At 59.3% G+C, this 22,876-nt stretch carries 28 protein-coding genes; 19 read left to right on the top strand and 9 right to left on the bottom strand.

The window, feature by feature from the left end; genetic code table 11:
* Window positions 1-33: 33 nt before the first annotated feature.
* Window positions 34-606, bottom strand: a complete 573-nt coding sequence (locus tag ACR1XU_RS01555; protein ID WP_480907436.1) for a dihydrofolate reductase family protein — start codon at window positions 604-606, stop codon at window positions 34-36.
* A gap of 258 nt (window positions 607-864) precedes the next feature.
* Between ACR1XU_RS01555 and ACR1XU_RS01560 the strand changes: the two genes are divergently transcribed.
* The 16 genes from ACR1XU_RS01560 to ACR1XU_RS01635 all read left to right on the top strand — a co-directional run bounded on the left by ACR1XU_RS01560 (window position 865) and on the right by ACR1XU_RS01635 (window position 13,407).
* Window positions 865-2,037: a phage portal protein gene (locus ACR1XU_RS01560; RefSeq protein WP_480907434.1), complete on the top strand. Its 1,173-nt coding sequence runs from the start codon at window positions 865-867 to the stop codon at window positions 2,035-2,037.
* Window positions 2,030-2,248, top strand: a complete 219-nt coding sequence (locus ACR1XU_RS01565; protein WP_170824607.1) for a GTA head formation protein, RCAP_rcc01685 family — start codon at window positions 2,030-2,032, stop codon at window positions 2,246-2,248. The genes ACR1XU_RS01560 and ACR1XU_RS01565 overlap by 8 nt, the downstream gene beginning before the upstream one ends.
* 26 nt (window positions 2,249-2,274) lie before the next feature.
* On the top strand, window positions 2,275-2,820 hold the full coding sequence (locus ACR1XU_RS01570; protein WP_480907433.1) for an HK97 family phage prohead protease: 546 nt from the start codon (window positions 2,275-2,277) through the stop codon (window positions 2,818-2,820).
* Between the two features lie 35 nt (window positions 2,821-2,855).
* Window positions 2,856-4,034 carry a phage major capsid protein gene (locus ACR1XU_RS01575; RefSeq protein ID WP_480907431.1) on the top strand — a complete coding sequence of 393 codons (1,179 nt, stop codon included), beginning with the start codon at window positions 2,856-2,858 and terminating at the stop codon, window positions 4,032-4,034.
* A 170-nt stretch (window positions 4,035-4,204) separates the two neighbouring features.
* The gene (locus ACR1XU_RS01580; RefSeq protein WP_480907429.1) at window positions 4,205-4,804 is read left to right on the top strand and encodes a head-tail connector protein; all 600 of its coding nucleotides are present in this window, start codon (window positions 4,205-4,207) and stop codon (window positions 4,802-4,804) included.
* Entirely contained in the window at window positions 4,801-5,139 is a 339-nt protein-coding gene (locus ACR1XU_RS01585) for a phage head closure protein (protein WP_480907427.1), read from the top strand. Before ACR1XU_RS01580 ends, ACR1XU_RS01585 begins: the two co-directional genes overlap by 4 nt.
* Window positions 5,136-5,549, top strand: coding sequence for a DUF3168 domain-containing protein (locus ACR1XU_RS01590; protein WP_170805486.1), 414 nt, complete (start codon window positions 5,136-5,138; stop codon window positions 5,547-5,549). The genes ACR1XU_RS01585 and ACR1XU_RS01590 overlap by 4 nt, the downstream gene beginning before the upstream one ends.
* 20 nt (window positions 5,550-5,569) lie before the next feature.
* Window positions 5,570-5,983 (top strand): phage major tail protein, TP901-1 family, encoded by a 414-nt coding sequence (locus ACR1XU_RS01595; RefSeq protein ID WP_480907425.1) that lies wholly within the window; start codon window positions 5,570-5,572, stop codon window positions 5,981-5,983.
* Window positions 5,983-6,303 (top strand): gene transfer agent family protein, encoded by a 321-nt coding sequence (locus tag ACR1XU_RS01600; protein WP_480907423.1) that lies wholly within the window; start codon window positions 5,983-5,985, stop codon window positions 6,301-6,303. Before ACR1XU_RS01595 ends, ACR1XU_RS01600 begins: the two co-directional genes overlap by 1 nt.
* Window positions 6,300-6,509 carry a rcc01693 family protein gene (locus ACR1XU_RS01605; protein WP_480811749.1) on the top strand — a complete coding sequence of 70 codons (210 nt, stop codon included), beginning with the start codon at window positions 6,300-6,302 and terminating at the stop codon, window positions 6,507-6,509. The genes ACR1XU_RS01600 and ACR1XU_RS01605 overlap by 4 nt, the downstream gene beginning before the upstream one ends.
* Entirely contained in the window at window positions 6,496-7,158 is a 663-nt protein-coding gene (locus ACR1XU_RS01610) for a phage tail tape measure family protein (RefSeq protein WP_170805490.1), read from the top strand. Before ACR1XU_RS01605 ends, ACR1XU_RS01610 begins: the two co-directional genes overlap by 14 nt.
* A 15-nt stretch (window positions 7,159-7,173) precedes the next feature.
* Complete coding sequence (locus tag ACR1XU_RS01615) at window positions 7,174-7,806, top strand: DUF2460 domain-containing protein (protein ID WP_170805491.1); 633 nt, start codon at window positions 7,174-7,176, stop codon at window positions 7,804-7,806.
* Complete coding sequence (locus ACR1XU_RS01620; RefSeq protein WP_480907421.1) at window positions 7,806-8,693, top strand: DUF2163 domain-containing protein; 888 nt, start codon at window positions 7,806-7,808, stop codon at window positions 8,691-8,693. Before ACR1XU_RS01615 ends, ACR1XU_RS01620 begins: the two co-directional genes overlap by 1 nt.
* Window positions 8,693-9,136, top strand: a complete 444-nt coding sequence (locus tag ACR1XU_RS01625; RefSeq protein WP_170805493.1) for an NlpC/P60 family protein — start codon at window positions 8,693-8,695, stop codon at window positions 9,134-9,136. The genes ACR1XU_RS01620 and ACR1XU_RS01625 overlap by 1 nt, the downstream gene beginning before the upstream one ends.
* On the top strand, window positions 9,137-13,102 hold the full coding sequence (locus tag ACR1XU_RS01630) for a baseplate multidomain protein megatron (protein ID WP_480907419.1): 3,966 nt from the start codon (window positions 9,137-9,139) through the stop codon (window positions 13,100-13,102).
* A gap of 8 nt (window positions 13,103-13,110) precedes the next feature.
* On the top strand, window positions 13,111-13,407 hold the full coding sequence (locus tag ACR1XU_RS01635) for a DUF7742 family protein (protein ID WP_480907417.1): 297 nt from the start codon (window positions 13,111-13,113) through the stop codon (window positions 13,405-13,407).
* Here ACR1XU_RS01635 and ACR1XU_RS01640 read toward each other — a convergent pair.
* Window positions 13,388-13,726 carry a TraR/DksA C4-type zinc finger protein gene (locus tag ACR1XU_RS01640; protein WP_170619146.1) on the bottom strand — a complete coding sequence of 113 codons (339 nt, stop codon included), beginning with the start codon at window positions 13,724-13,726 and terminating at the stop codon, window positions 13,388-13,390. The genes ACR1XU_RS01635 and ACR1XU_RS01640 overlap by 20 nt on opposite strands.
* Before the next feature lie 84 nt (window positions 13,727-13,810).
* Between ACR1XU_RS01640 and cysE the strand changes: the two genes are divergently transcribed.
* On the top strand, window positions 13,811-14,620 hold the full coding sequence (cysE, locus tag ACR1XU_RS01645; RefSeq protein ID WP_170610280.1) for a serine O-acetyltransferase: 810 nt from the start codon (window positions 13,811-13,813) through the stop codon (window positions 14,618-14,620).
* A gap of 397 nt (window positions 14,621-15,017) precedes the next feature.
* On the opposite strand, the gene ACR1XU_RS01650 is transcribed toward cysE, so the two are convergent.
* The 7 genes from ACR1XU_RS01650 to ACR1XU_RS01680 all read right to left on the bottom strand — a co-directional run bounded on the left by ACR1XU_RS01650 (window position 15,018) and on the right by ACR1XU_RS01680 (window position 21,418).
* Entirely contained in the window at window positions 15,018-16,322 is a 1,305-nt protein-coding gene (locus tag ACR1XU_RS01650; protein ID WP_480907415.1) for a pyruvate dehydrogenase complex dihydrolipoamide acetyltransferase, read from the bottom strand.
* 14 nt (window positions 16,323-16,336) lie between these two features.
* Complete coding sequence (locus ACR1XU_RS01655) at window positions 16,337-16,822, bottom strand: hypothetical protein (protein WP_170610286.1); 486 nt, start codon at window positions 16,820-16,822, stop codon at window positions 16,337-16,339.
* Between the two features lie 3 nt (window positions 16,823-16,825).
* Window positions 16,826-18,196 (bottom strand): pyruvate dehydrogenase complex E1 component subunit beta, encoded by a 1,371-nt coding sequence (locus tag ACR1XU_RS01660; protein WP_480907413.1) that lies wholly within the window; start codon window positions 18,194-18,196, stop codon window positions 16,826-16,828.
* A 15-nt stretch (window positions 18,197-18,211) separates the two neighbouring features.
* Window positions 18,212-19,201 (bottom strand): pyruvate dehydrogenase (acetyl-transferring) E1 component subunit alpha, encoded by a 990-nt coding sequence (gene pdhA / locus ACR1XU_RS01665; protein ID WP_170610291.1) that lies wholly within the window; start codon window positions 19,199-19,201, stop codon window positions 18,212-18,214.
* 180 nt (window positions 19,202-19,381) lie between these two features.
* Complete coding sequence (locus tag ACR1XU_RS01670) at window positions 19,382-19,681, bottom strand: FtsB family cell division protein (protein WP_480522503.1); 300 nt, start codon at window positions 19,679-19,681, stop codon at window positions 19,382-19,384.
* Window positions 19,682-19,813: 132 nt separating this feature from the next.
* Complete coding sequence (locus ACR1XU_RS01675; protein WP_170610298.1) at window positions 19,814-20,158, bottom strand: lysozyme inhibitor LprI family protein; 345 nt, start codon at window positions 20,156-20,158, stop codon at window positions 19,814-19,816.
* Between the two features lie 69 nt (window positions 20,159-20,227).
* Window positions 20,228-21,418 carry a phosphoglycerate kinase gene (locus ACR1XU_RS01680; protein WP_480907411.1) on the bottom strand — a complete coding sequence of 397 codons (1,191 nt, stop codon included), beginning with the start codon at window positions 21,416-21,418 and terminating at the stop codon, window positions 20,228-20,230.
* A gap of 134 nt (window positions 21,419-21,552) precedes the next feature.
* On the opposite strand from ACR1XU_RS01680, the gene ACR1XU_RS01685 reads away from it, so the two are divergent.
* Together ACR1XU_RS01685 and ACR1XU_RS01690 are read left to right on the top strand one after the other, a co-directional pair.
* Window positions 21,553-22,059, top strand: coding sequence for a peptidylprolyl isomerase (locus ACR1XU_RS01685; RefSeq protein WP_170610303.1), 507 nt, complete (start codon window positions 21,553-21,555; stop codon window positions 22,057-22,059).
* On the top strand, window positions 22,052-22,609 hold the full coding sequence (locus ACR1XU_RS01690) for a peptidylprolyl isomerase (RefSeq protein WP_480907409.1): 558 nt from the start codon (window positions 22,052-22,054) through the stop codon (window positions 22,607-22,609). The genes ACR1XU_RS01685 and ACR1XU_RS01690 overlap by 8 nt, the downstream gene beginning before the upstream one ends.
* The last annotated feature ends 267 nt before the right edge of the window (window positions 22,610-22,876 follow it).

The following is a 22,876-nucleotide window of genomic DNA, read 5'->3' on the forward strand; positions in this document are numbered from 1 at the left end:
CCTGTTTTATTGATGCTGTGCTAGACGCAAAAGTCAGCTTTCGGGGACGCCTTTTTCGACACTATAGCGGAACTGGATATAACCGCTCGGGCAGGCGACCGCCTGCGCATCAGCTAAAGTGACATCTCGGAGAGTTCTTCCAAATAATGGTGTTCCATCACCGATCAAAATCGGCATTTGGGTTATGGTGATCTCGTCAAGTCGACCGAGGTTGATAAAGTTCTGAATAGTCTTGCCGCCGTCGACATACGCACTCTGATAGCCTTCAGCTTCAAGCCTGTCCAAGAGTGCGGCAAGGTCGCCTGAATACAGTTCGATTTTGTTTTTTAGATTGTCTGGCGGCGTTTGAACCGTTTTGCTTAGCACAACAATCTTTGTTGTTCCGTAGGGCCACTGATCGGGTGGCAGATCAAAGCTGCTGATCATTTCCATGCACTTGCGACCCATGATCATGCAATCGATGGACGCAATGTAGGTCGCAAAGTCGATGTAGCCCTCGGCCATGCCGGCCTCCGGGTCTCCGGCGGTTTCGAGCCAGTCAACACTGCCATCGGCCCGGGCAATAAACCCGTCCGCGCTTGTTGCGATAAAAGCGCTGCACTTCATGATGACCTCCTTGGTTTTCTAGCCAACTCAAAGGATGCTGGTTGTTATCTAACTTGATAGCAAACATTCGTTCCAACAGTTATCTCGGCAGCTTCGTCCGCAACGAGGCAATTTTAACTCAATGCAAAGCTGGCGTGAAGCAGGCGGTTGAGGTGAGCGTTGCCAAACCCGCGTACGCTTCGTTCCCGAGGCTTAAACTTCTTTGCGTCATAACTCCTTTCAACAAGCCGGGCAGAGCGGCGGCAGAAAGGAGCACAGATGGTATTCGATTTCTTGCGTCGTGGAGCGGCCGGGGAAGCGCCCGAGGCGAAGGCCAGCGCGGCCGGCCCCGTGGTGGCCTGGCAGACGGGCGGGCGCGTGGCGTGGAGCCCTCGGGATACGGTATCGCTGACGCGGACGGGGTTTTCGGGGAACCCGGTGGGGTTTCGCTCGGTCAAGCTGATTGCTGAGGCGGCGGCGGCGCTGCCGTTGGTGCTGGAGGATCAGTCGCAGCGCTATGATGTGCACCCGATCCTGTCGCTGATGCGTCGTCCAAATGCGGCGCAGGGGCGGGCGGAGTTGATGGAGGCCTTGTTCGGGCAGTTGCTGCTGTCGGGCAATGCCTATGTCGAGGCGGTTCAGGCCGAGGAAGGCCTGCCGGTTGAGTTGCACGTGCTGCGCTCGGACCGCATGAGCGTGGTGCCGGGGGCGGATGGGTGGCCTAAGGCTTATGACTACGCCGTTGGCGGCAAAACGCATCGCTTTGGGGCGGATGCTATCTGTCACATCAAATCGTTCCACCCCCAGGATGACCACTATGGGTTTTCGCCGATGCAGGCCGCGGCAATGGCGATTGACGTGCATAACAGTGCGTCGCGTTGGTCGAAATCGCTGCTGGATAATGCGGCACGGCCTTCGGGGGCGCTGGTCTGGAAGGGCGGTGACGGCCACGGCGTGATGGCCGAAGATCAGTTCCGCCGCCTGAGCGACGAAATAGAGCAGAACTATCGCGGGGCGCGCAATGCTGGCCGACCGATGGTTCTGGAAGGGGGGCTGGATTGGAAGCCGATGGGTTTCTCGCCCTCGGACATGGAGTTTCAGAAGACCAAGGAAGCCGCCGCCCGCGAGATCGCGTTGGCCTTTGGGGTCCCGCCGATGTTGCTGGGGATACAAGGCGACGCGACCTATTCGAACTATCAGGAGGCCAACCGGGCGTTCTATCGCCTGACCGTTCTGCCCCTGGTGACGCGGGTGGCGGCGGCGGTGTCGGAGTGGCTCTCGGGCTTTGCCGATGAGGATCTGATGTTGAAACCCGATCTGGATCAGGTGCCTGCATTGGCCGCCGAGCGTGATGCGCAGTGGGCGCGTGTCAGCCAGGCGGAGTTCCTGACGGATCGGGAAAAGCGGTCTTTGCTGGGTCTTCCGGTGCTGACGGAGGATGCGGATGACTGAGGGGTATCCACCGTTCGATTGCGCGCCTGGCCTGCGTCTGGCCGCACATGAGAGGGTGGCCGAAATCCAGCATGCGCATCTGTGCAGGCGGCTGGATCAGATTGAAGAGATGATGGAACGGCTGGAGCGTCGATTATGGCTGACGGTTTACGGGGTGGCGGCGGTGATTCTTGCGCAGGCCTTTCAGTCACTTCTTGCCGTCACGCCATAAATTCAGTGAGTTACGTGGAGAAATTGATGGATTTAGAACACAAATTTGCCAGGTTCGGAGACGGCTTGTCGGTGACCGAAGATGCGGTCATCGCGGGCTATGCCAGCCTATTCGGGCAAGTCGACCAGGGCAGCGATGTGGTGCAGCGCGGGGCGTATCGGGGCTCGCTTGACGGACTGAAGGCTGCTGGGCAGCGGGTTAAGATGCTATGGCAGCATGATCCGGCGCAGCCCATCGGCGTCTGGGACGAAGTGCGCGAGGATGATCGGGGCCTGTGGGTCAAGGGGCGCTTGCTAGAGGCCACGCAAAAGGGCCGTGAGGCGGCAGAGTTGATCCGGGCTGGAGCCATGGACGGACTGTCGATTGGTTATCGAACCAAGCGGGCTGTGAAGAATGAAAAGGGCCAGCGGGTCCTGACCGAACTGGAGCTGTGGGAGGTGTCGCTGGTGACCTTTCCGATGCTGCCCAGTGCGCGGGTGGCGGCAAAGGGAGAGACCCGAGATGCCGAGGATGCCCTGCGCAGTATTGCCGAGGCGTTTAACGATGCCCGGCAGGAGCTGGCGCGACCCTAGCGCGCCTCAAACCCACCCAAGAAATGGATGTGCTGATGAGCAAGACCGAGAACCCGGCCTTGACCGGAGAGGGTGCGCCCCTGGTTCAGGAGGTGAAGCAGGCGATGGCTGGCTTCGTAAGTGAATTCAAGGACCTGAGAGCTGAAGTTAAAACAAAACTGCAACAGACAGAAGAGCGACTTACCATGCTGGATCGTAAATCAACCATCGCGGCACGCCCGCATCTTGCGGCGTCCATTGAGGACGGTGCACCGCACCAGAAGGCGTTTGATGCCTATGTCCGTTCGGGCGATGACGGTGGCCTTCGCGGGCTGGAGATGGAGGCCAAATCGCTGTCCAGTGCGGTTAACAGTGATGGCGGTTATCTGGTCGACCCTCAGACCGCCGAGATCATCAAGTCGGTGCTGAAATCCACCGCCTCGATCCGGTCGATTGCCTCGGTGGTGAATGTCGAGGCGAACTCGTTCGATGTGCTGATCGACCACACCGATGTGGGTGCGGGCTGGGCGGATGAGACTTCGGCAGCGAGTGAAACGTCGACCCCGTCAATTGACCGGATTTCCATCGCCCTGCATGAACTGAGCGCGTTGCCCAAAGCCTCGCAACGACTGCTTGATGACAGCGCGTTTGATGTGGAAGGCTGGCTGGCCGGTCGCATTGCCGACAAGTTCGCACGGGCCGAGGCGGCAGCGTTCATCTCGGGCGATGGCGCGGACAAGCCCAAGGGTGTTCTGGATCATGCCAAGGTCGACAATGACGTCTGGACCTGGGGCAATCTGGGCTACGTGCCGACCGGTATTGATGGCGGTGTCGAGGCAGATTCAATTGTCGATGTGGTCTACGCCCTGGGCGCGCAGTACCGGGTCAACGGCACCTTTGTGATGAACTCGAAAACTGCCGGTCTGATCCGCAAGCTCAAGGACAGCGATGGCCGATTCCTGTGGTCGGACGGTCTGGCTGCTGGTGAACCCGCACGTCTGATGGGCTATCCGGTGTTGATTGCCGAAGACATGCCTGATGCGGCGAGTGACAGTTTCTCGATTGCCTTCGGTGACTTTCAGGCCGGTTACACCATTGCCGAACGCCCCGATCTGCGTGTGCTGCGGGATCCATTCAGTGCCAAGCCGCATGTCCTGTTCTACGCGACCAAGCGCGTTGGCGGCGATGTGAGCGATTTTGCTGCAATCAAGCTGGTGAAATTCGGCACCGCCTAAAGCGGGCTGAATCCGGGGGGCCTAGCGCCCCTCGGGCGGCGGGCGCGGGCCGGGGTGAGATCCCCCGCGTTGTCTAGCTGCTCCCCTCCGTCCGAGCAACGTGGGGCGGCGCGTGCCCGTCAATTTCCTGAAGTCGGCCCCGGTGGGGTCCGAGATTGCGGAGTGAATGGATGATGTTGATCGAAGAAACCGCCATCGCGGATGCGGCGCTGCCGGTGGATCAGTTCAAGGCGCATTTGCGGCTGGGCACGGGCTTTGGCGAGGGTGATGTGCAGGACGAGGTGCTGAAGGGATTTCTACGCGCGGCAATCGCGGCGATCGAGGCACGCACCGGCAAGGTTTTGATCGAACGGGATTTCTCGTGGAGCCTGAAAGGCTGGCGTGACCCAGCGGGCGAGTTTCTACCGGTGGCCCCAGTTGGATCGATCGGCGCTGTGACGCTGACAGATGCGGCAGGTGCCGAGACGGTGTTGGATGCAGCGGCCTATCGGTTGGAGAGCGACAGCCAGCGCCCACGGCTGCGACCAGCGGGCATGGCTTTGCCGATGGTTCGGACTGGGGGATCGGCAAAGATCGCCTTCACAGCCGGCATGGCAATAGATTGGGGCGGATTGCCCGCGGATCTGGGGCAGGCATTGTTGTTGCTGGCGGCCCACTATTATGAATACCGCGACGCGACGGCGCTGAGCGCTGGCTGCATGCCCTTTGGCGTGACCAGCCTGATCCAACGCTATCGAACGGTGCGCTTCGGCACGGGGGTGATGCAATGAACGTGCCGCGCCTGAACCGCAAGCTGGTGCTGGAAGCGCCGCTGCGCAGCGCCGATGGGGCTGGCGGCTATACCGAAACATGGGCCGCACTGGGCACCCTCTGGGCCGAGGTAACGGCACGCAGCGGAGCCGAGCGGCAGATTGCGGGCGTTTCCGTTTCGCGTGTCGGAAACCGGATTGTGGTGCGCGGCGCGCCCGAAGGGTCTTCGATGCGGCCCGCGCCGGACCAGCGGTTTAGGGAAGGTCAGCGCCGTTTTGTCATTCGCGCGGTAGCTGAGCGTGACCCGCGTGGCCAATACCTGACCTGTTTTGCAGACGAAGAGGTGGCGGCATGAGCTATGGCGTTTCAGCTGCGTTACAGGCGGCAGTGTTTCAACAACTCTCGGCGGATGCACAGGTCAGCACGCTGTCTGCAGGTGCGATCTATGACGCAGTGCCTGCGGGGACAATGCCGCAGACCTATGTGACGCTGGGCCCCGAGGAGGTGCGCGAAGCCTCGGACCGGTCTGGTGCGGGGGCAGTGCATCGCTTCACGGTTTCGGTGGTGTCCGACGTGGCGGGCTTTGGCGCGGCCAAAACGCTGGCCGGTGCGGTGTGCGACGCGCTGGAGGGCGCGGCAATGAGTTTGGATCGCGGCCACCTGGTGGGGCTGTGGTTCGAGCGCGCCTCGGCCCGGCGCACAGGAACCGGTGGAACGATCCGCCAGATCGACCTGAGATTCCGCGCCCGCGTGGAAGATGATTAAGCAATCAACGGAGTGAGTATATGGCTGCCCAGAACGGAAAAGACCTGCTGGTCAAAGTGGACATGAACGGTACAGGTCTGTTCGAGACCATTGCGGGGCTGCGCGCCACGCGGATCAGCTTTAACGCGGAAAGCGTCGACGTCACCAGCCTTGAAAGCCAGGGGGGCTGGCGAGAGTTGCTGTCGGGCGCGGGGGTCAAATCGGCCTCGATCTCGGGCTCGGGAGTGTTCAAGGATGCGGGAACGGACGAACGCGCACGGCAGCTGTTTTTTGACGGCGAGACCCCGAGGTTTCAGGTGATAATCCCGGACTTTGGCATTGTCGAAGGCCCCTTTCAGGTCACTGGCATCGAGTATGCCGGCTCGCACAATGGCGAAGCAACTTATGAAATGAGCCTGGCCAGCGCCGGTGCGATGAACTTTACGGCGCTCTGATGGCCAATCCGTGGACCGGTGAGGTGGCGTTGACCATCGATGGGGAGCAGCGGGTGCTCAAACTGACATTGGGTGCTTTGGCGGAACTGGAACAGGAACTGAAGACCGGGTCCCTGGTCGAGCTGGTGCAGCGGTTTGAAGGTGGGGCCTATTCCAGTGGTGATGTTCTGGCCCTGGTCGTGGCGGGGTTGCGGGGCGGTGGCGCCGATGTCACCCGCAACGATTTGATGCATGCCGAGATCGAGGGTGGCCCCATGGCCGGGGCAAAAGCTGCCGCCGAACTGTTGGCGCGGGCGTTCATGGTGCCGGAACAGGCATGAACGGGTTCGATTGGCCGGACCTGATGCGCGCGGGCCTTGTCGGGCTGCGCCTGACTCCCGAGCAATTCTGGCGCCTGACCCCGGCGGAACTGCGGCTGATGCTGGGGCAGGGTGGGGGCATGCCCGCGATGAACCGGGCCGGGCTGGACGCGCTGCTGGCGGCTTATCCGGACAAGAGGAAAGGAGAGCATGATGACGGATCGTGATGGGTTGGACGAACTGCAGGAACGTGGCGAGGCGCTGGGCGACGCGCTGGGCGATGCGGCCAGCATGGCAGCGGCCTTTGACGGCCAGATGAAGCGGATCAGCGCTGCCTTCGAAGAAACCGGCAAGGACGTTGCCACGCTGGAGCGCGGCATGTCCAGTGGTTTGCGCAAGGCATTCGACGGTGTGGTGCTGGACGGGATGAACCTGTCGGATGCGCTGGACGTGCTGAAGAATTCGATGATCCAGACTGCGTATGCGGCAGCAATCAAGCCGGTGACAGACCATTTCGGCGGCATGCTGGCGAACGGAATTGGGGGCCTGGTTAAGGGGCTGATGCCTTTTGCGGACGGGGGCAGTTTTTCTCAGGGCCGTGTGATGCCATTTGCCAATGGTGGAGTCGTCAGCGGACCGACAACGTTTCCCATGCGTGGCGGAACCGGCCTGATGGGCGAAGCAGGACCCGAGGCGATCATGCCTTTGGCGCGCGGCCCTGACGGAAAGTTGGGTGTTCGCACTTCGGGCGGGGGGCGGGCCGTAAATGTGGTGATGAACATATCCACGCCAGATGTTCAGGGCTTTCGCCGCTCGCAAAGCCAGATCGCGGCCCAGATGAGCCGCGTGCTGGGTCGCGGCAATCGCAACAGGTAAATCAGGGAGCAGGACATGAATTTTCACGAAGTGCGATTTCCGGCCAGCCTGAGTTTCGGCTCGGTCGGGGGGCCCGAGCGGCGCACGGATGTCGTGACGCTGGCCAACGGGTTCGAGGAACGCAACACGCCCTGGGCGCATTCGCGCCGCCGGTATGATGCCGGCTTGGGTATGAGGTCTCTGGACGATATCGAGACGCTGATCTCGTTTTTTGAGGCGCGCCAGGGACAGATGTACGGGTTTCGCTGGAAGGACTGGTCGGACTTCAAGTCCGGTGCGGCAACGGCGGAAACCGCCATGGCTGACCAGGTGATTGCGCGCGGCAACGGAACACAGACCGAGTTTCAGTTGATAAAGACTTACAGTTCAGGGGGCTTTAGCTATGTCCGGCCGATCGTCAAACCTGTATTGGGAACCATTCAGGTTGCGGTTGAACAGGATCAGGTCCGCGAAGGTGTGGATTTTGAGGTCGACCTGAGCACGGGACTGATTACGTTTGCTGATCCGCCAGCCGAGCAGGTCGAGATCACCGCCGGTTTTGAGTTCGATGTGCCGGTCAGATTTGATACCGACAAGATCCAGACCAGCGTTGCCAGCTTTCAGGCAGGCGATGTGCCAAACGTGCCGGTTGTTGAGGTGCGCGTTTGATGAACTGGGACGAACAGGGACTGCACGAGCATCTCAAAAGTGGACTGACTACTGTTTGTCGTTGTTGGGCCGTGTCGCGCAAGGATGGGCAAACTTACGGCTTTACTGACCATGACAGAGAGTTGCAGTTTGGAGGCTTGACCTTCAAGGCAAGCAGCGGACTGACCGCAGCGGCGATCGAACAGGCCACCGGGTTGTCGATTGACAATACCGAGGCGATGGGCGCGCTTTCGGACGCGGCCATCCGAGAGGAGGATATCGAGGCCGGCCGTTTTGATGGAGCGGCGGTCTGGGCCTGGTTGGTGAACTGGGCGAATCCCCAACAGCGAAAGTTGCAGTTTCGCGGCTCGTTTGGCGAATTGCGGCGGGGCGGCGGAGCTTTTCATGCGGAGTTGCGTGGCCTTACCGATTTGCTGAACCGGCCTTTGGGGCGGATCTACCAAAAACCATGCACGGCCGTTTTGGGTGACAAATCCTGCCGGTTCAATGTGAACGCGCCGGGCTACTGGGCCGAAGCTAAAGTCGTAAGTGCCGAAGGTGGTGCTGCGTTGTTGCTGAACGGGGCAGAACAGTACGGCGGTGGCTGGTTCGAGCGTGGCAGGCTGGACGTCACGTCCGGCAAGGCCGAAGGGCTTTGGGGATCCATCAAGCAGGACAAACAGATAACAGATGGACGTTCCGTTCAGCTGTGGACCGGCATCGGCGGAGGATTGGCTGTCGGGGACAGGGTCAAGCTGACGGTGGGTTGCGACAAGAGCATGGGAACCTGCCGATTGAAATTCAATAACATGCTTAACTTTCAGGGGTTCCCTGACCTTCCCGGCGAAGATTGGGTCATGGCCGTGCCCAGGAAGAATAACCCCAATGCAGGGGGGAGCAGGCGGTGATGACCAGCAGAACGGAAATCGTAGACGAAGCGCGCAGTTGGCTGGGGACGCCTTATGTTCATCAGGCGTCGGTCAAAGGGGCCGGGGCGGATTGTCTCGGCCTGCTCAGAGGTGTCTGGCGCGCGGTTCTTGGGGCCGAGCCCGAAGCAGTGCCGGTCTATAGCATGGACTGGTCCGAACCGCAGGGCGAAGAACGCATGTGGGCTGCCGCAAGCCGACATCTGATTGAAAAAACGCCGGCCGAATTGGATGCGGGCGACGTTCTGTTGTTTCGGATGCGGGACACTGGTGTGGCCAAACATCTGGGAATTGTCTGCGAAACCGGGGACGTGCCGCGCTTTGTTCATGCCTATACCGGGCATGGCGTTGTTGAAAACACTCTGAGCGAGCCCTGGCGCCGTCGGGTTGTCGCCTGTTTCGCTTTTCCGATGGAGGACCTGTAAATGGCAACAATCCTACTTTCGGCAGCTGGCGCGGCAATTGGTGGGGCCATCGGCGGAACCGTCGCAGGGCTGTCCACAGCAATTATCGGCCGTGCTGTTGGGGCGACCCTTGGCCGTGTCATCGACCAGCGTCTGATGAGCCAATCGGTTATGGGCGGGGGCAGCGAGGTGGTCGAGACCGGACGGCTGGACCGGTTTCGTCTGACTGAAACCGGTGAAGGCGCGCCGGTCGCCACGGTCTTTGGCAGGATGCGTATTGGGGGTCAGGTGATCTGGGCCTCGGACTTTCTGGAAACACAAAGCACCAGCACAACAACGCAATCTTCCGGCGGTGGTGGCAAAGGGTCTCCGAAACCACCGGAAGTGACGACAACGACCCACAGCTACAGCTACTCCGTTTCGCTGGCCATCGCTTTGGGCGCAGGCGAAATCTCGGATGTCCCGCGAATTTGGGCCGATGGCGAGGAACTGGAACGATCAGGTCTGAACATGCGGGTGTATCGCGGCACTTCGTATCAACTGCCGGACCCCCTGATCGAAGCCGTTGAAGGTGCAGGAAATGTGCCGGCCTATCGGGGCACGGCTTATGTGGTGATTGAGGACCTGCAATTGGCACAGTTCGGCAATCGGGTGCCGCAATTCTCTTTCGAAGTTGTTCGGCTCGAGCAGCCTGGGATGCCCGGCTATCACGATGATCTGTCGCGGAACATTCGTGGCGTGGCGCTGATGCCGGGGACGGGTGAATACTCGCTGGCAAGTACTCAGGTCAACTATACACGTTGGATCGGGCAAAGCTGGGCCGCCAACGTCAACTCAAAATCAGGCCTGCCGGACCTGATCACGTCCACCCGGGCCCTGGCCCACGAAGTACCGGGGTGCAGCGCGGCATCGTTGATCGTGTCCTGGTTCGGGAATGATCTTCGATGCGGGCAATGCCAGATCACACCGAAAGTGCTGCACAAGGAAATCGAAGGCGAGAATATGCCGTGGCAGGTTGCAGGCCTGAACCGGGCGGCGGCGCAGAGCGTGAAGTATCAGAATGGTCGACCGGTCTATGGGGCCACACCAGCGGATGCTTCGGTGGTGCAAGCAATCCAACACCTTAGGAACTCTGGTAAACGGGTGATGTTCTATCCGTTTATTCTGATGGATCAGTTACAGGGCAATGGTCTGCCGGACCCGTGGTCGGATGCGCCGCATCAGCCCCATTTGCCCTGGCGCGGGCGTATCACGTTGAACGAGGCGCCGGGGCGGTCCGGGTCTGCGGACGGGACGGCGTGGGCGGATGCGCAGGTCGCGAACTTCTTTGGGCAGGCAAAGGCCGGCGACTTCGCGATTGGTAACGGGACGGTTTCTTACAGTGGACCGCAGGACTGGGGTCTCTGCCGTTTCATTCTGCATTATGCCGCACTATGCAAGGCCGCCGGCGGGGTCGAGTCCTTTTGCATCAGTTCCGAAATGCGCGGCCTGACTCAGATCCGGGGTCAGAACGGGTTTCCGGCTGTGGCTCGCCTTCGCGCCCTTGCCGCTGAAGTTCGTCAGATTCTGGGCGCGGGCACCAAAATCGGCTATGCCGCAGACTGGTCCGAGTATTTTGGCTATCAACCTGCCGATGGAAGCGGAGACCGGTATTTTCACCTCGATCCGTTGTGGGCTGATGTAAACATCGATTTTGTAGGGATCGACAACTACATGCCGCTGTCCGATTGGCGCGACGGTGAAAACCATCTGGACGCCAGTGATGGCGCCAAAGCGATCTATGATCTGGAATACCTGCGCGGCAACGTCGAAGGCGGCGAGGGCTATGACTGGTATTACGCCTCGCCCGAAGAAGCTGAAGCTCAGATCAGGACCCCGATTGAGGACAGCGATCACAACGAACCCTGGATCTGGCGTTACAAGGACTTGCGCAACTGGTGGGGGCGTCATCATCATGAACGGATTGGTGGGGTGCGGCAGCCGAACCCGACGGATTGGGTGCCCGGGTCCAAACCGATCTGGTTTACTGAGCTCGGCTGCGCCGCCATCGACAAGGGTGCAAATCAGCCCAACAAATTCCTGGACCCCAAATCTTCGGAGTCAAAATTCCCGAAATATTCCAATGGCCTGAGAGACGACTTTATGCAGGTTCAGTATCAAAAGGCGGTACTGAGCTATTGGTCCGATCCCGATGTGAACCCGGTTTCGGATGTCTACGGCGGGCGCATGGTTGACCTTGGGAATACTTACATCTGGGCCTGGGATGCCCGCCCGTTTCCGACCTTTCCGAACCTGCGCAGCCAATGGAGCGACGGTGAGAACTATCCCCGGGGTCATTGGCTGAATGGGCGTTCCGGCTCGCGTACTCTGGCATCGGTCGTGACAGAAATCTGCTATGGAGCCGGTGTTAGCGAGATCGATGTGTCCGAGCTATATGGCGTCGTGCGCGGTTACGCGGTCGAAGATGTTTCCGATGCGCGTTCCGCACTGCAGCCCCTGATGTTGCGCCATGGTTTTGATGCAATCGAGCGTGACGGCTTGCTTGTTTTCCGGATGCGTGACGGCCGGCGGCCTGTTGATCTGTCATCTGATCAATTGGCGCAGAGTGAAGAGGTTAGCGGAGACATTGAACATCGTCGCGAAGCCGAGGCTGAAATGACCGGCCGTGTTCGACTGCGATTTGTGCAGTCCGATGCCGATCACGATGTTGTCGCCGAGGAGGCGATCCTGCCCGATGACAGCACCCATTCCGTTTCGGTCAACGAGATGCCCCTGTCAATGACGCGGGCCGAGGGACGCCAGACCGCCGAACGATGGCTGAGCGAAGCGCGCGTGTCGCGTGAGACAGCCCGCTTTGCGCTACCGCCTTCGATGATGCATCTGGGGGCGGGCGATGTCGTCCGGTTGCCCTCGAACGGACAGGGCGCGCTGTACCGGATCGACCGGCTGGAACAGGCGGAGCTTCAGATTGTGGATGCGGTAAGGGTCGAACCGCGCGTCTACACGCCGTCTGATTTGCCTGACGATGGAGTGACTGAAAAACCCCATGTCGCTCCGGTGCCAGTTCTGCCGGTGTTCATGGATCTGCCATTGCTTACAGGATCCGAGGTGCCACACGCGCCATATCTGGCCGTATCCGCGAAACCGTGGCCAGGAAATGTAGCGGTCTATTCGGCGTCGGATGATGAAGGTTACGCTTTGAGCGGACTGATCCCGGGGCAGGCGATTATCGGAGTGACCGAAAGCCCCTTGATGCGGGCCACCCAGGGTATGTGGGACGAGGGTGCGCCGCTGCGGGTCAAATTAATCGACGGCGTGCTGGAATCGCGGCCGCGTCAGGCATTGCTCAACGGTGCGAATTTGGCGGCAATTGGTGACGGCACACTGGGGAACTGGGAGGTTTTTCAGTTCGCGACGGCAGATATGCAGGAGGTCGACACATATGCGCTTTCAGGACGGTTGCGTGGGCAGGTGGGAACCGACGCCCTAATGCCGGACGCCTGGCCGGAAGGATCTTTGTTCGTGATGCTGAACGATCATATCTATCAGACCAGCCTGTCACGCTCAGAGCGCCGGGTCGCCAGACATTATCGCATCGGGCCCGCAACACGGGGGCATGAAGACGCGTCTTTTGTGCATCAGATTCAGGCTTTCGACGGAAACGGCTTGCGGCCATATGCACCTGCGCATCTCAAAGCAGCCCAATCCGAAGGCGGTGACATGATCTCGTGGGTGCGGCGCACACGTATTGATGGCGATGATTGGTCAGGGCTGGATATACCGCTGGGTGAGGAAAGCGAATCCTATCTGGTTCGGGTTCGGTCCGGCGCTGCGGTTTTGAGGGAAGACCTGACCGACACTCCGCAGTGGCACTATTCCGCGGCGATGAAATCAACCGACGGCGCCAGCGGCCCATATAGTGTCGAGGTGGCGCAAGTCTCGGCCGTTTTCGGCGCGGGCTTGTTTGCCGGGCTTGTGGTCGGATAGGCAAATCCATGCGTCCTGTCCTTCACGGGGATGTCAGTGCTGCGGCGCGGGCCTTGTTGGCCGCGCCGCAGTGGGAGCGTCAGAAACTGTGCGCCCTAATGATCGCCGAGGCTGAGCTGGCCGATCAACATGTCAGGCGAACCGGCGATCTGCATCCGATATTCGGCAACGGATCGTTGATGGCCGCTGCGCGCTGCCGTCTGCTGGCGGATGAACCAGACTTTGGAGATATTCAATATTGCCAGTGCTTTGAGATGGTTCTGAGCCAACTGATCCGTTTTCTGGTTAGCCGGACGCACAGCTGACACATTTTCCAGCCGCCGGATCAAGGTCCAGCCGCCCGCGCGGGATTTCATCGCCGCAATCCTCGCAATACCCGAACTCACCATCGCCGATCCGTGTCAGGGCGGCTTGCAATCGGCGGGCCTCAAGATCCCGGTTTGCTTGCTGGGCCTTGGCCATGGCCTGATTTTGCAGCGCATCCATTCGGCTGAGGCGCCCCACGGCCTGTTGATCCAACTGAACAATCGCCTGGGCGTCTTTGCCCGCCTCTGATTGCGCGGCCAGTTCGCGCAATCGGTCGCGAATCTGTGTTTCGAAATCGGCCAGTTCGGACTCATTCATTTTCGTTACACTGCGGATCAAGGGTTTGCGTTTGGTGTTTTTACAACTAAATGGCATTCTAGGCGCAGCAAGGGATCAATAGCTATGTTTGAAACGCGCACCAAAGTGAGAAACATGGATCCGGTCTGGGATCGGATCACGGCCGAGGCGCACGCGGCTGTTGAAAAAGAGCCATTGATGGGCGGGTTGGTGCACGCATGTATCCTCCATCACCGCAGCCTTGAACGTGCGCTGTCGTATCGGGTGGCGGCCAAGCTGTGCTCGAACGAGATGTCGATGATGGTTCTGCGCGAGATCGTGGACGAGGCCTATGCCGACGACCACGGATTGATAGAAGCAGCGCGGGCAGACCTGATGGCCGTCTACGAACGCGACCCGGCCTGCCACCGGCTGTTGCAGCCCATTCTGTATTTCAAAGGCTACCAGGCAATGCAGGCCTATCGTGTCGCGCATTGGCTGTGGCGCAAGGGCCGTCATGACTTGGCTTATTTCTTCCAGATGCGTTCGTCCGAGATTTTTGGGATCGACATTCACCCGGCCGCGCAGATCGGAAAAGGCATCATGATCGATCACGCACACTCCATCGTGATCGGGGAAACCGCCGTTGTCGGTGATAACGTCTCGATGCTGCATTCTGTGACGCTTGGTGGAACCGGCAAAGAAGAAGAACAGCGCCATCCGAAGATCGGAAACGGTGTTCTGATTGGGGCCGGGGCCAAAGTGCTTGGCAATATCAAGGTCGGTAACTGCAGTCGCATAGCCGCCGGATCGGTGGTGCTGCAGGAGGTTCCGCCTTGCAAGACCGTGGCGGGCATTCCTGCCAAGATCGTGGGTGAGGCGGGCTGTGATCAGCCGTCGATCTCGATGGACCACATGCTGGGCAAAGACCAGTAAGGCAAATCAGTTCGAGCGGTTGTTCATTTTCTCCGACCGCTCGCACCTTCTTTCTTCCCATCGCTTCTTGCGCTCTTTGATCAAACTATCGCGCCGTTTTCTGTCTTGCGAATGCAGCAGGATCAGATGAACTGAAACGGGAATTTTCGCGCGGATAGTTGTTGGGCTTGGCCCTTAATGGCGCTGGAAGTGCTGTCGCCAGCAAAAATGAGCATCAGCAAAATTCTGACTGATTTCGCAGAGGTCATTGCACTCCGACAGGTAAAGGAGCCATGCGCAATGAGATGCGAGACGCCGATCTTTCTGAACAAAGCCGATGGTGATCTCGCCCTCTCACATCCTGAACAAGGGGCAAAGCCTCGCCGGATCAAGGATGCGGCGAGGCTGTTGTCTTGTTTCAGGCCAGCATGACCATCGGGTTTTCAAGATTGTCCACGATGGCTTGCAGCAACTGTGCGCCAAGCGCGCCGTCAATGACCCGGTGATCAACCGACATTGTGACCGACATGACCGTGGCGACCGTCAGTTCGCCATCTTCACCCACGACCGGCTTCTTCAACCCTGTACCAACGGCCAGAATACCTGCATGGGGCGGGTTCACGATGGCGTCGAAATTGTCGATACCAAACATGCCGAGGTTCGAAACCGCGAATGTACCGCCCTGATATTCATGCGGTGCCAGCTTGCGTTCACGGGCACGACCGGCGAGGTCCTTCATCTCGGTTGACAGCGCAGAAAGCGATTTGGTGTCGGCGTCCTGTAGAACTGGGGTGAACAGGCCGCCTTCGATTGCAACCGCAACGGCGACATCCGACGGCCTCAGTTGCAGCACCCGATCGCCCGCCCAGACGGCGTTGCATTCCGGGACCTGTTGCAGCGCGTTGGCGACGGCCTTGATGATGAAGTCGTTGACGCTCAGCTTTACGCCACGGCCCTCCAGTTGTTTGTTCAACTGGCTGCGGAACTTGAGTAGTGCATCCAGCTTGATGTCGCGGCGCAGATAGAAATGCGGGATGGTCTGTTTAGCTTCACCCAGACGCGCGGCGATGGTCTTGCGCATCCCGTCGAGTTTGATCTCTTCGTATTCACGACCCTCGTACATGCGGGCAACCATATCGGCGGATGGGCCAGTTGGAGCCGCCGCCGCTGCAGGTGCTGACGCGGCTGCGGTGGGTGCCGCAGCAGGTGCGGTTGCTGTCGCGCCTTCCACATCTGCCTTGACGATACGGCCATGGGGACCCGATCCGGACAATTGCACAAGATCCAGGCCTTTCTGCGCCGCGATGCGTCTGGCCAGAGGTGATGCAAAGATGCGTCCGCCATCGGCTTTGGCCGGAGCAGCCGGGGCAGGGGCCGGCGCCTCGGGTGCCGCGGGCGCGGCAGCCTCGTTGCCCGCGGCGGCTGCAGGCGCAGCCGCTGGAGCAGCGGCAGGCGCGGCCGCGATATCATCGGCGCTTTCGCCATCGTCCAGAAGAACCGCAATAGCGGTGTTGACCTTGACCCCTTCGGTGCCTTCCGGGATCAGGATCTTACCAACAACACCTTCGTCGACGGCCTCGAACTCCATCGTGGCCTTGTCGGTTTCGATTTCGGCCAGCAAGTCACCCGAGGCGACGGTGTCGCCTTCCTTGACCAGCCATTTGGCAAGTGTTCCTTCCTCCATGGTGGGTGAAAGGGCGGGCATCAGAATTTCGGTGGGCATGTCTTCATGTCCTCTTACTTCGAGAATGAGTAGATCAGCGTTGCGATGTCGATAAGCAGAATAGCGGCACAAAAGGTGACGAACACACCAATCACCATGGAACGCGCGCGCGACACATGCGGGTGGTTTGTCTTCAGCCACTCAGTGAAGTTTCCCAGTGCCGCCGCGTCGCTGTGATCCAAAACCGCCAGGTAATCCATGCCAAGCTGCAAGCGTTGCTGCTCGAGCACGATGTAGATGACGGAAGCATACGAAACGATACAGGCAACGCTCAGCATTGCCCGGATAGGCCAGGCGTCGGTCAGACTTCCAACGATAAAGGAAAACTGAAACTCGATCCCGTTCAGGCCTTCCAGATTCAAAGCTATGCTGATGAAGGAAACGGCAAGGAACGCTGCGCAAACATAAAGCAGATTGCGGTTGTTGTCCTTTCGTGCGGCATCGAGGCTTTCAAAAAGCCAGTCTGCTCCCGAAGGATAATCTGCGTTCCTTGCAATCATCGCCTAGCGGTACGTAACTTGTTTGACGGCTGCGATCACCTCATCGGTGGTCACGAGCGCCAGTTTTTCCAGGTTTGCAGCGTAGGGCATTGGAACATCCTTGCCGGTGCAGTTGATGACCGGCGCGTCGAGGTAATCGAACGCCTCCTGCATCACCACGGATGAGATATAGCTGCCAACCGAACCTTGCGGCCAACCTTCCTCGACAGTCACCAGACGATTGGTCTTCATCACGGAGTTGATGATTGCGCCTGCATCCATCGGGCGGATTGTGCGCAGGTCGATCACTTCGGCGTTGATACCTTCCTCGGCCAGCTTGTCGGCGGCTTCCAGTGCGAACTGCATGCCGATACCGAAGCTGACGATGGTTACGTCGGAACCTTCGCGCCAGATACGGGCCTTGCCCAGCGGGACGGTCAGGTCGTCGACCTGAGGCATGTCAAAGCTGCGACCGTAAAGGATTTCGTTTTCCAGGAAAACGACCGGGTTGGGATCGCGGATGGCAGACTTCAGCAGACCTTTTGCGTCAGCGGCAGAGTAAGGCATGACAACCTTGAGGCCGGGCACCTGCATGTACCACGCCGCATAGTCCTGGCTGTGTTGGGCTGCGACGCGTGCCGCTGCGCCGTTCGGACCACGGAACACGATCGGACAACCCATCTGACCGCCGGACATGTAAAGCGTCTTGGCGGCCGAGTTGATGATCTGGTCAATTGCCTGCATGGCGAAGTTGAAGGTCATGAACTCGACAATCGGTTTCAATCCACCAAAGGCCGAACCCACCGCAATGCCAGCAAACCCGTGCTCGGTGATCGGAGTGTCGATCACACGCTTGCTGCCGAATTCGTCCAGCAGGCCTTGCGAGATTTTGTAGGCGCCCTGATATTCGGCGACTTCTTCGCCCATCAGGTAAACGTCCTCATCGCCACGCATTTCTTCGGCCATGGCGTCGCGCAAGGCTTCGCGAACGGTTTGGGGTTTCATTTCGGCATCTGCCGGCCAGTCGGGGGACAGATCCACCACCGGTGCCGCCGGTGCAGCAGCCGGAGCCGCAGCAGGGACCGCCGCCGGGGCAGCCTCGGGCGCCACTTCAGCAGCGGGCGCGGCCGACGGCAGGGCCGAGGCATCTTCACCTTCCTCAACCAGAATGGCGATTGGAGTGTTCACCTTGACACCTTCAGTGCCTTCCTCGATCAGGATCTTGCCAACGATGCCTTCGTCGACGGCTTCGAACTCCATCGTGGCCTTGTCGGTTTCGATCTCGGCCATGATATCGCCGGATGAAACGGTGTCGCCTTCCTTGACCAGCCATTTGGCCAGCGTGCCCTCTTCCATCGTGGGCGAAAGGGCGGGCATGAGAATTTCGGTTGCCATGTCTTATTCGTCCTCTCAGGCGTAGATGTCGGTCCAGAGCTCGTCCAGCGACGGCTCGGGGCTTTCTTTCGAGAATTCGGCGGCCTTGTTGACGACCTCTTTGATCTCTTTGTCGATTGCTTTCAGATCATCTTCTGTCGCGTGTTTGCCGGACAACAGCAGCTCGCGTACATGTTCGATCGGGTCGCTTTGCTCGCGGACCTTCTGAACTTCTTCCCGTGTGCGATACTTGGCCGGGTCAGACATCGAGTGGCCGCGGTAGCGATAAGTCTTGACTTCAAGGATATAGGGGCCCTTGCCCGCGCGGCAGTGAGCGACGGCCTTTTCGCCGGCCTCCTTGACGGCCAGAACATCCATGCCGTTGACGATCTCGCCGGGAATGCCAAAGGCTTCTCCGCGAACGTAAATGTCCTGGGTCGAGGTGGAGCGGGCTTGCGCAGTGCCCATGGCGTACTGGTTGTTCTCGATCACGAAGACAACGGGAAGATCCCACAGGGCAGCCATGTTGAAGGTTTCATACACCTGACCCTGGTTCGCCGCTCCGTCGCCGAAATAGGTGAATGTCACCCTTCCGTTGCCCTTGTACTTGTCGGCAAAGGCCAGACCCGCGCCCAATGGCACCTGCGCGCCCACGATGCCGTGGCCGCCGTAGAAATGTTTCTCTTTCGAGAACATGTGCATCGAGCCGCCCTTGCCCTTGGACAGGCCGCCCTCGCGCCCGGTCAGTTCGGCCATCACGCCGCCGGGATCCATGCCGCAGGCCAGCATATGGCCATGATCACGATAGGAGGTGATGCGCTTGTCGCCTTCTTCGGCAGCAGCTTCGAGACCGACCACAACGGCCTCCTGACCGATGTACAAATGGCAAAATCCGCCGATCAGACCCATACCGTATAGTTGTCCCGCCTTCTCCTCGAATCGGCGGATTAGCAACATTTCGCGATAATAGAGTTTGAGTTCGTCCGCAGAAACGTTTGGTTTCTTTGTGGTTTTTCGCGCAGCCATTGTGGCAATCTCCCCCTTTCGGCAAGATAGTTTAGCGTTAAACTATCTCATAGAACATTTGACCGCATCTGGCGAGAGTAAAAGTAACGCAGGGGCAGGATACGCGATCCTTGGCCTTGCGGTCTTCGTCAAAAGACTGCGGGCAAAGGTCTTTCGATGAAAAATCTGAAACCTCAGGGATCAATGAATGACGATTTCATCCGTTCGGACCATGCCCAGAACCGAGCGGGCCTGCTGGTCCAGCAAATCAAGATCCAGATAGGTGTCCGACAGACGGCGGGTCAGGTTTTCCATTTCCGAGGTCTCAGCCTCAAGCCGGGCCAGATCGCGCGACAGAGCGTCCCGTTCCGCAGCAATCTCGACCCGTCTGAACAGGCCAAAATCGCCCTGCACAGCGGCGAAGGTGAAATAGACACCCAGCATGAAAGCCACCATGAAGAACAAAACTGAGCCCAAACCGGGCCGATGGGAACGGGACACTCTGTTAACCGCCGTATGAAGTCTGCCTCAAAAACGTGCCCTTTGCGGACATCTGATCGCACTATGTCACAGGCGATTCGCGTTGTGAATCCCTTGATTCGCACTTTTTTGCGAATTGCCGAATTAGGTTTCTCAGCGCCATGCCGCCAGCGCCTGATTGCGGGTCAGAGTTTGCTGCTCCATGCAGGCCCAATAGAACATGGGCGCCGCGCTGCCATCGCTTGCCAGCTCCGGATCGCAAGTCGCGTCACGCGCTTTCAGCCAGGCGCGCTGTTCGTTCAACAGGGATTGACCGTTCCCACGCGCATCGGCAAGCGGTTTGACTTCGGCCCAGATACGGTTCAACTCGCGATCCGCGATTTCCCATTTTTCCTTGGCGCAGAAATTGGCGTCGAGTTGGGTTTGTCCGCCACAACTGGATTGTGCGGCGGAATAGGCGGGGATCAATGCAACGATCAGGCAGGCAAGGTACCTCATGACAAAATCTCCAATTCAATAAGGAGAGTTTATCATGAGGCGCGAAATGCAGCTAATTTGTCTTTATGACTAGCCTTCCAATGCCGCGACGCCGGGCAGGGTTTTGCCTTCCATCCACTCAAGAAACGCGCCGCCGGCGGTTGAGATGTAGGTGAAATCGCTGGCTGCCCCCGACGCATTAAGGGCGGCAACCGTGTCACCCCCACCTGCAACCGAGATCAGCTTGCCCGACCGGGTCAGCGCAGCCGCTTTAAGCGCTGCGGCGTTTGTGGCAGCGTCGAAGGGTTCCAGCTCGAAAGCACCCAGCGGGCCGTTCCAGATCAGGGTCTGGCTTTGCGCAAAGATTTCGTTGATGGCCGCGACACTTTCGGGGCCGGCATCCAGGATCATACCCTCCGGGGGGCATCCATCAGATTGCAGAACCTGATGCGGAGCATGGGCTTCGAACTTTTCGGCGACCACGATGTCGCGGGGCAGGACAATCGTGCAGCCCGACGTCTCCGCCTTTGCCAGAATTTCCGCAGCCGTGTCCTTCATCGCGGTTTCGGCCAGCGATTTCCCGACATCAATGCCCTTGGCGACAAGAAATGTGTTCGCCATACCTCCGCCAATGACCAGATAGTCGACCTTGTCGATCAGATTGCCCAGCAACTCCAGCTTGGTCGATACCTTGGCCCCACCGACAACGGCAGTGACGGGGCGTTTCGGTGAACCCAAGGCGCCTTCCAGCGCCTCAAGTTCCGCCTGCATCAGACGACCGGCGCAAGCGGGAAGCAAACGTGCAAGCGCCTCGGTCGAGCTGTGGGCGCGGTGCGCGGCGGAAAACGCGTCGTTACAATACAGATCACCCAGGCGTGCCATACCTGCGGCCAGGTCCGCATCGTTCTTGGTCTCTGCCGCATGGAAACGGGTGTTTTCCAACAGCAGCACCTGACCGGGCTTCAGTTCCTGCGCGGCCAGTTCGGCTTCGGCACCGACGCAATCGGCGGCAAACAGAACCTCGGCTCCAAAAGCAGCCTCCAGGGTCGGTACCAGCTGTTTCAGAGACAGGCTCTCGCGGCGTTCACCGCCGGGGCGTCCGAAATGGGCCAGCAGGATAGGTTTACCGCCTGCGTTCAGGATATCGCGCACGGTCGGAACGATCCGCTGAATACGGGTTGCATCGGTCACGACGCCGTCCACGACCGGAACGTTGATGTCCACGCGCACCAGCACCCGTTTGTCGCCCATGTCCATATCGTCCAGCGTTTTCCAGCTCATCGCCCAATCCTCGTCATTTTTGAACCGATCTAGGCGGTTCTTTTCCTGCATTTTGCATTCAGGTCAATGCGTCACTTGGCATTCATGCGCCCGCATCATAGGTATTTGCGCAAGATAAACGACAGGAGGGCCAAATGGCCGAGATCAAGGATCCCGAAAACACCATCATCATCGAACTGAAGGATGGCAATGTCGTCATCGAGCTTCTGCCGGACGTGGCGCCCCAACACAGTGAGCGGATGAAGGAACTGGCGCGTGCGGGCGAATACGACAACGTGGCCTTTCACCGTGTGATCGACGGTTTCATGGCGCAAACCGGCGACGTACAGCATGGCGACATGGAAGACGGGTTCAACCTGCGTATGGCAGGTACCGGCGGTTCGTCCCTGCCGAACGTTCCGGCGGAATTCTCGAAACTGCCCCACGACCGGGGAACACTGGGCGCCGCCCGGTCACAGAACCCGAACTCAGCGAATTCGCAGTTCTTCATCAACTTCAAGGACAATCATTTCCTGAACGGCCAGTACACCGTTTACGGACGCGTTATCGAAGGCATGGAGCATGTCGACGCCATCACCCGCGGCGAGCCGCCTGCAAGCCCCGATCGGATGGTCAGCGTCAAGGTGGCGGCCGATGCATAAGCTGGCGGCAGTTTTTGCTTTGATTGCCGGCCCGGCGCTGGCAACCGGGCTTGAGATCGAGGTCGAAGGTCAAGGGGCCAATGGCACCATCACCATCGAACTGTTCGACGACGTAGCCCCCAAACATGTTGAACAGATCGCGGCGCTGGCCAGCGAAGGTCAGTATGACGGTGTGATCTTCCACCGCGTGATTGACGGGTTCATGGCACAGACGGGTGATGTGCATTTCGGCGATCAGAACTCTGATGAGTTCAACGCGGGTTTAGCCGGGCGCGGCGGTTCCAAACGTCCGGACTTGCCTGCCGAGTTTTCGGACGTGACGTTCGATCGTGGCGTTGTAGGCATGGCGCGGGGTAATAACCCCAACAGCGCCAACTCGCAATTCTTCATCATGTTCGAGCCCGGTCCGTTTTTGGACGGCCAGTACACGGTTGTCGGAAAAGTCACGGACGGCATGGATGTTGTTGATGCGATCAAACGCGGCCATCCTCAGACCGGGGCGGTCACAGGCCAGCCTGACGTAATGAAAAAAGTCACCGTGACCGAGTAATACCTCAATCCCGGCGCTGTTTCGCGCCGGGTTTTCCCATTCCGCTACCCATCGATTAAATCGTGGATCGCACGGTATGAGCTTCCGGCGCCTGAAACGAAGCGAAGTGGCTTACATCTTTCAGTGTCAACATTGCAGCAGCTTTCAGTGTCAACATTGCAGCAGCTTTCAGTGTCAACATTGCAGCAGCAGGGATGGCATCGGCGATTGCCTGTGAAAAATCCGTCAGGATAGCCTCCTTGAATGGTGCGCCGGTTCTGACGGCAC

The organism is Ruegeria sp. D1(2025) (genome assembly GCF_056536425.1).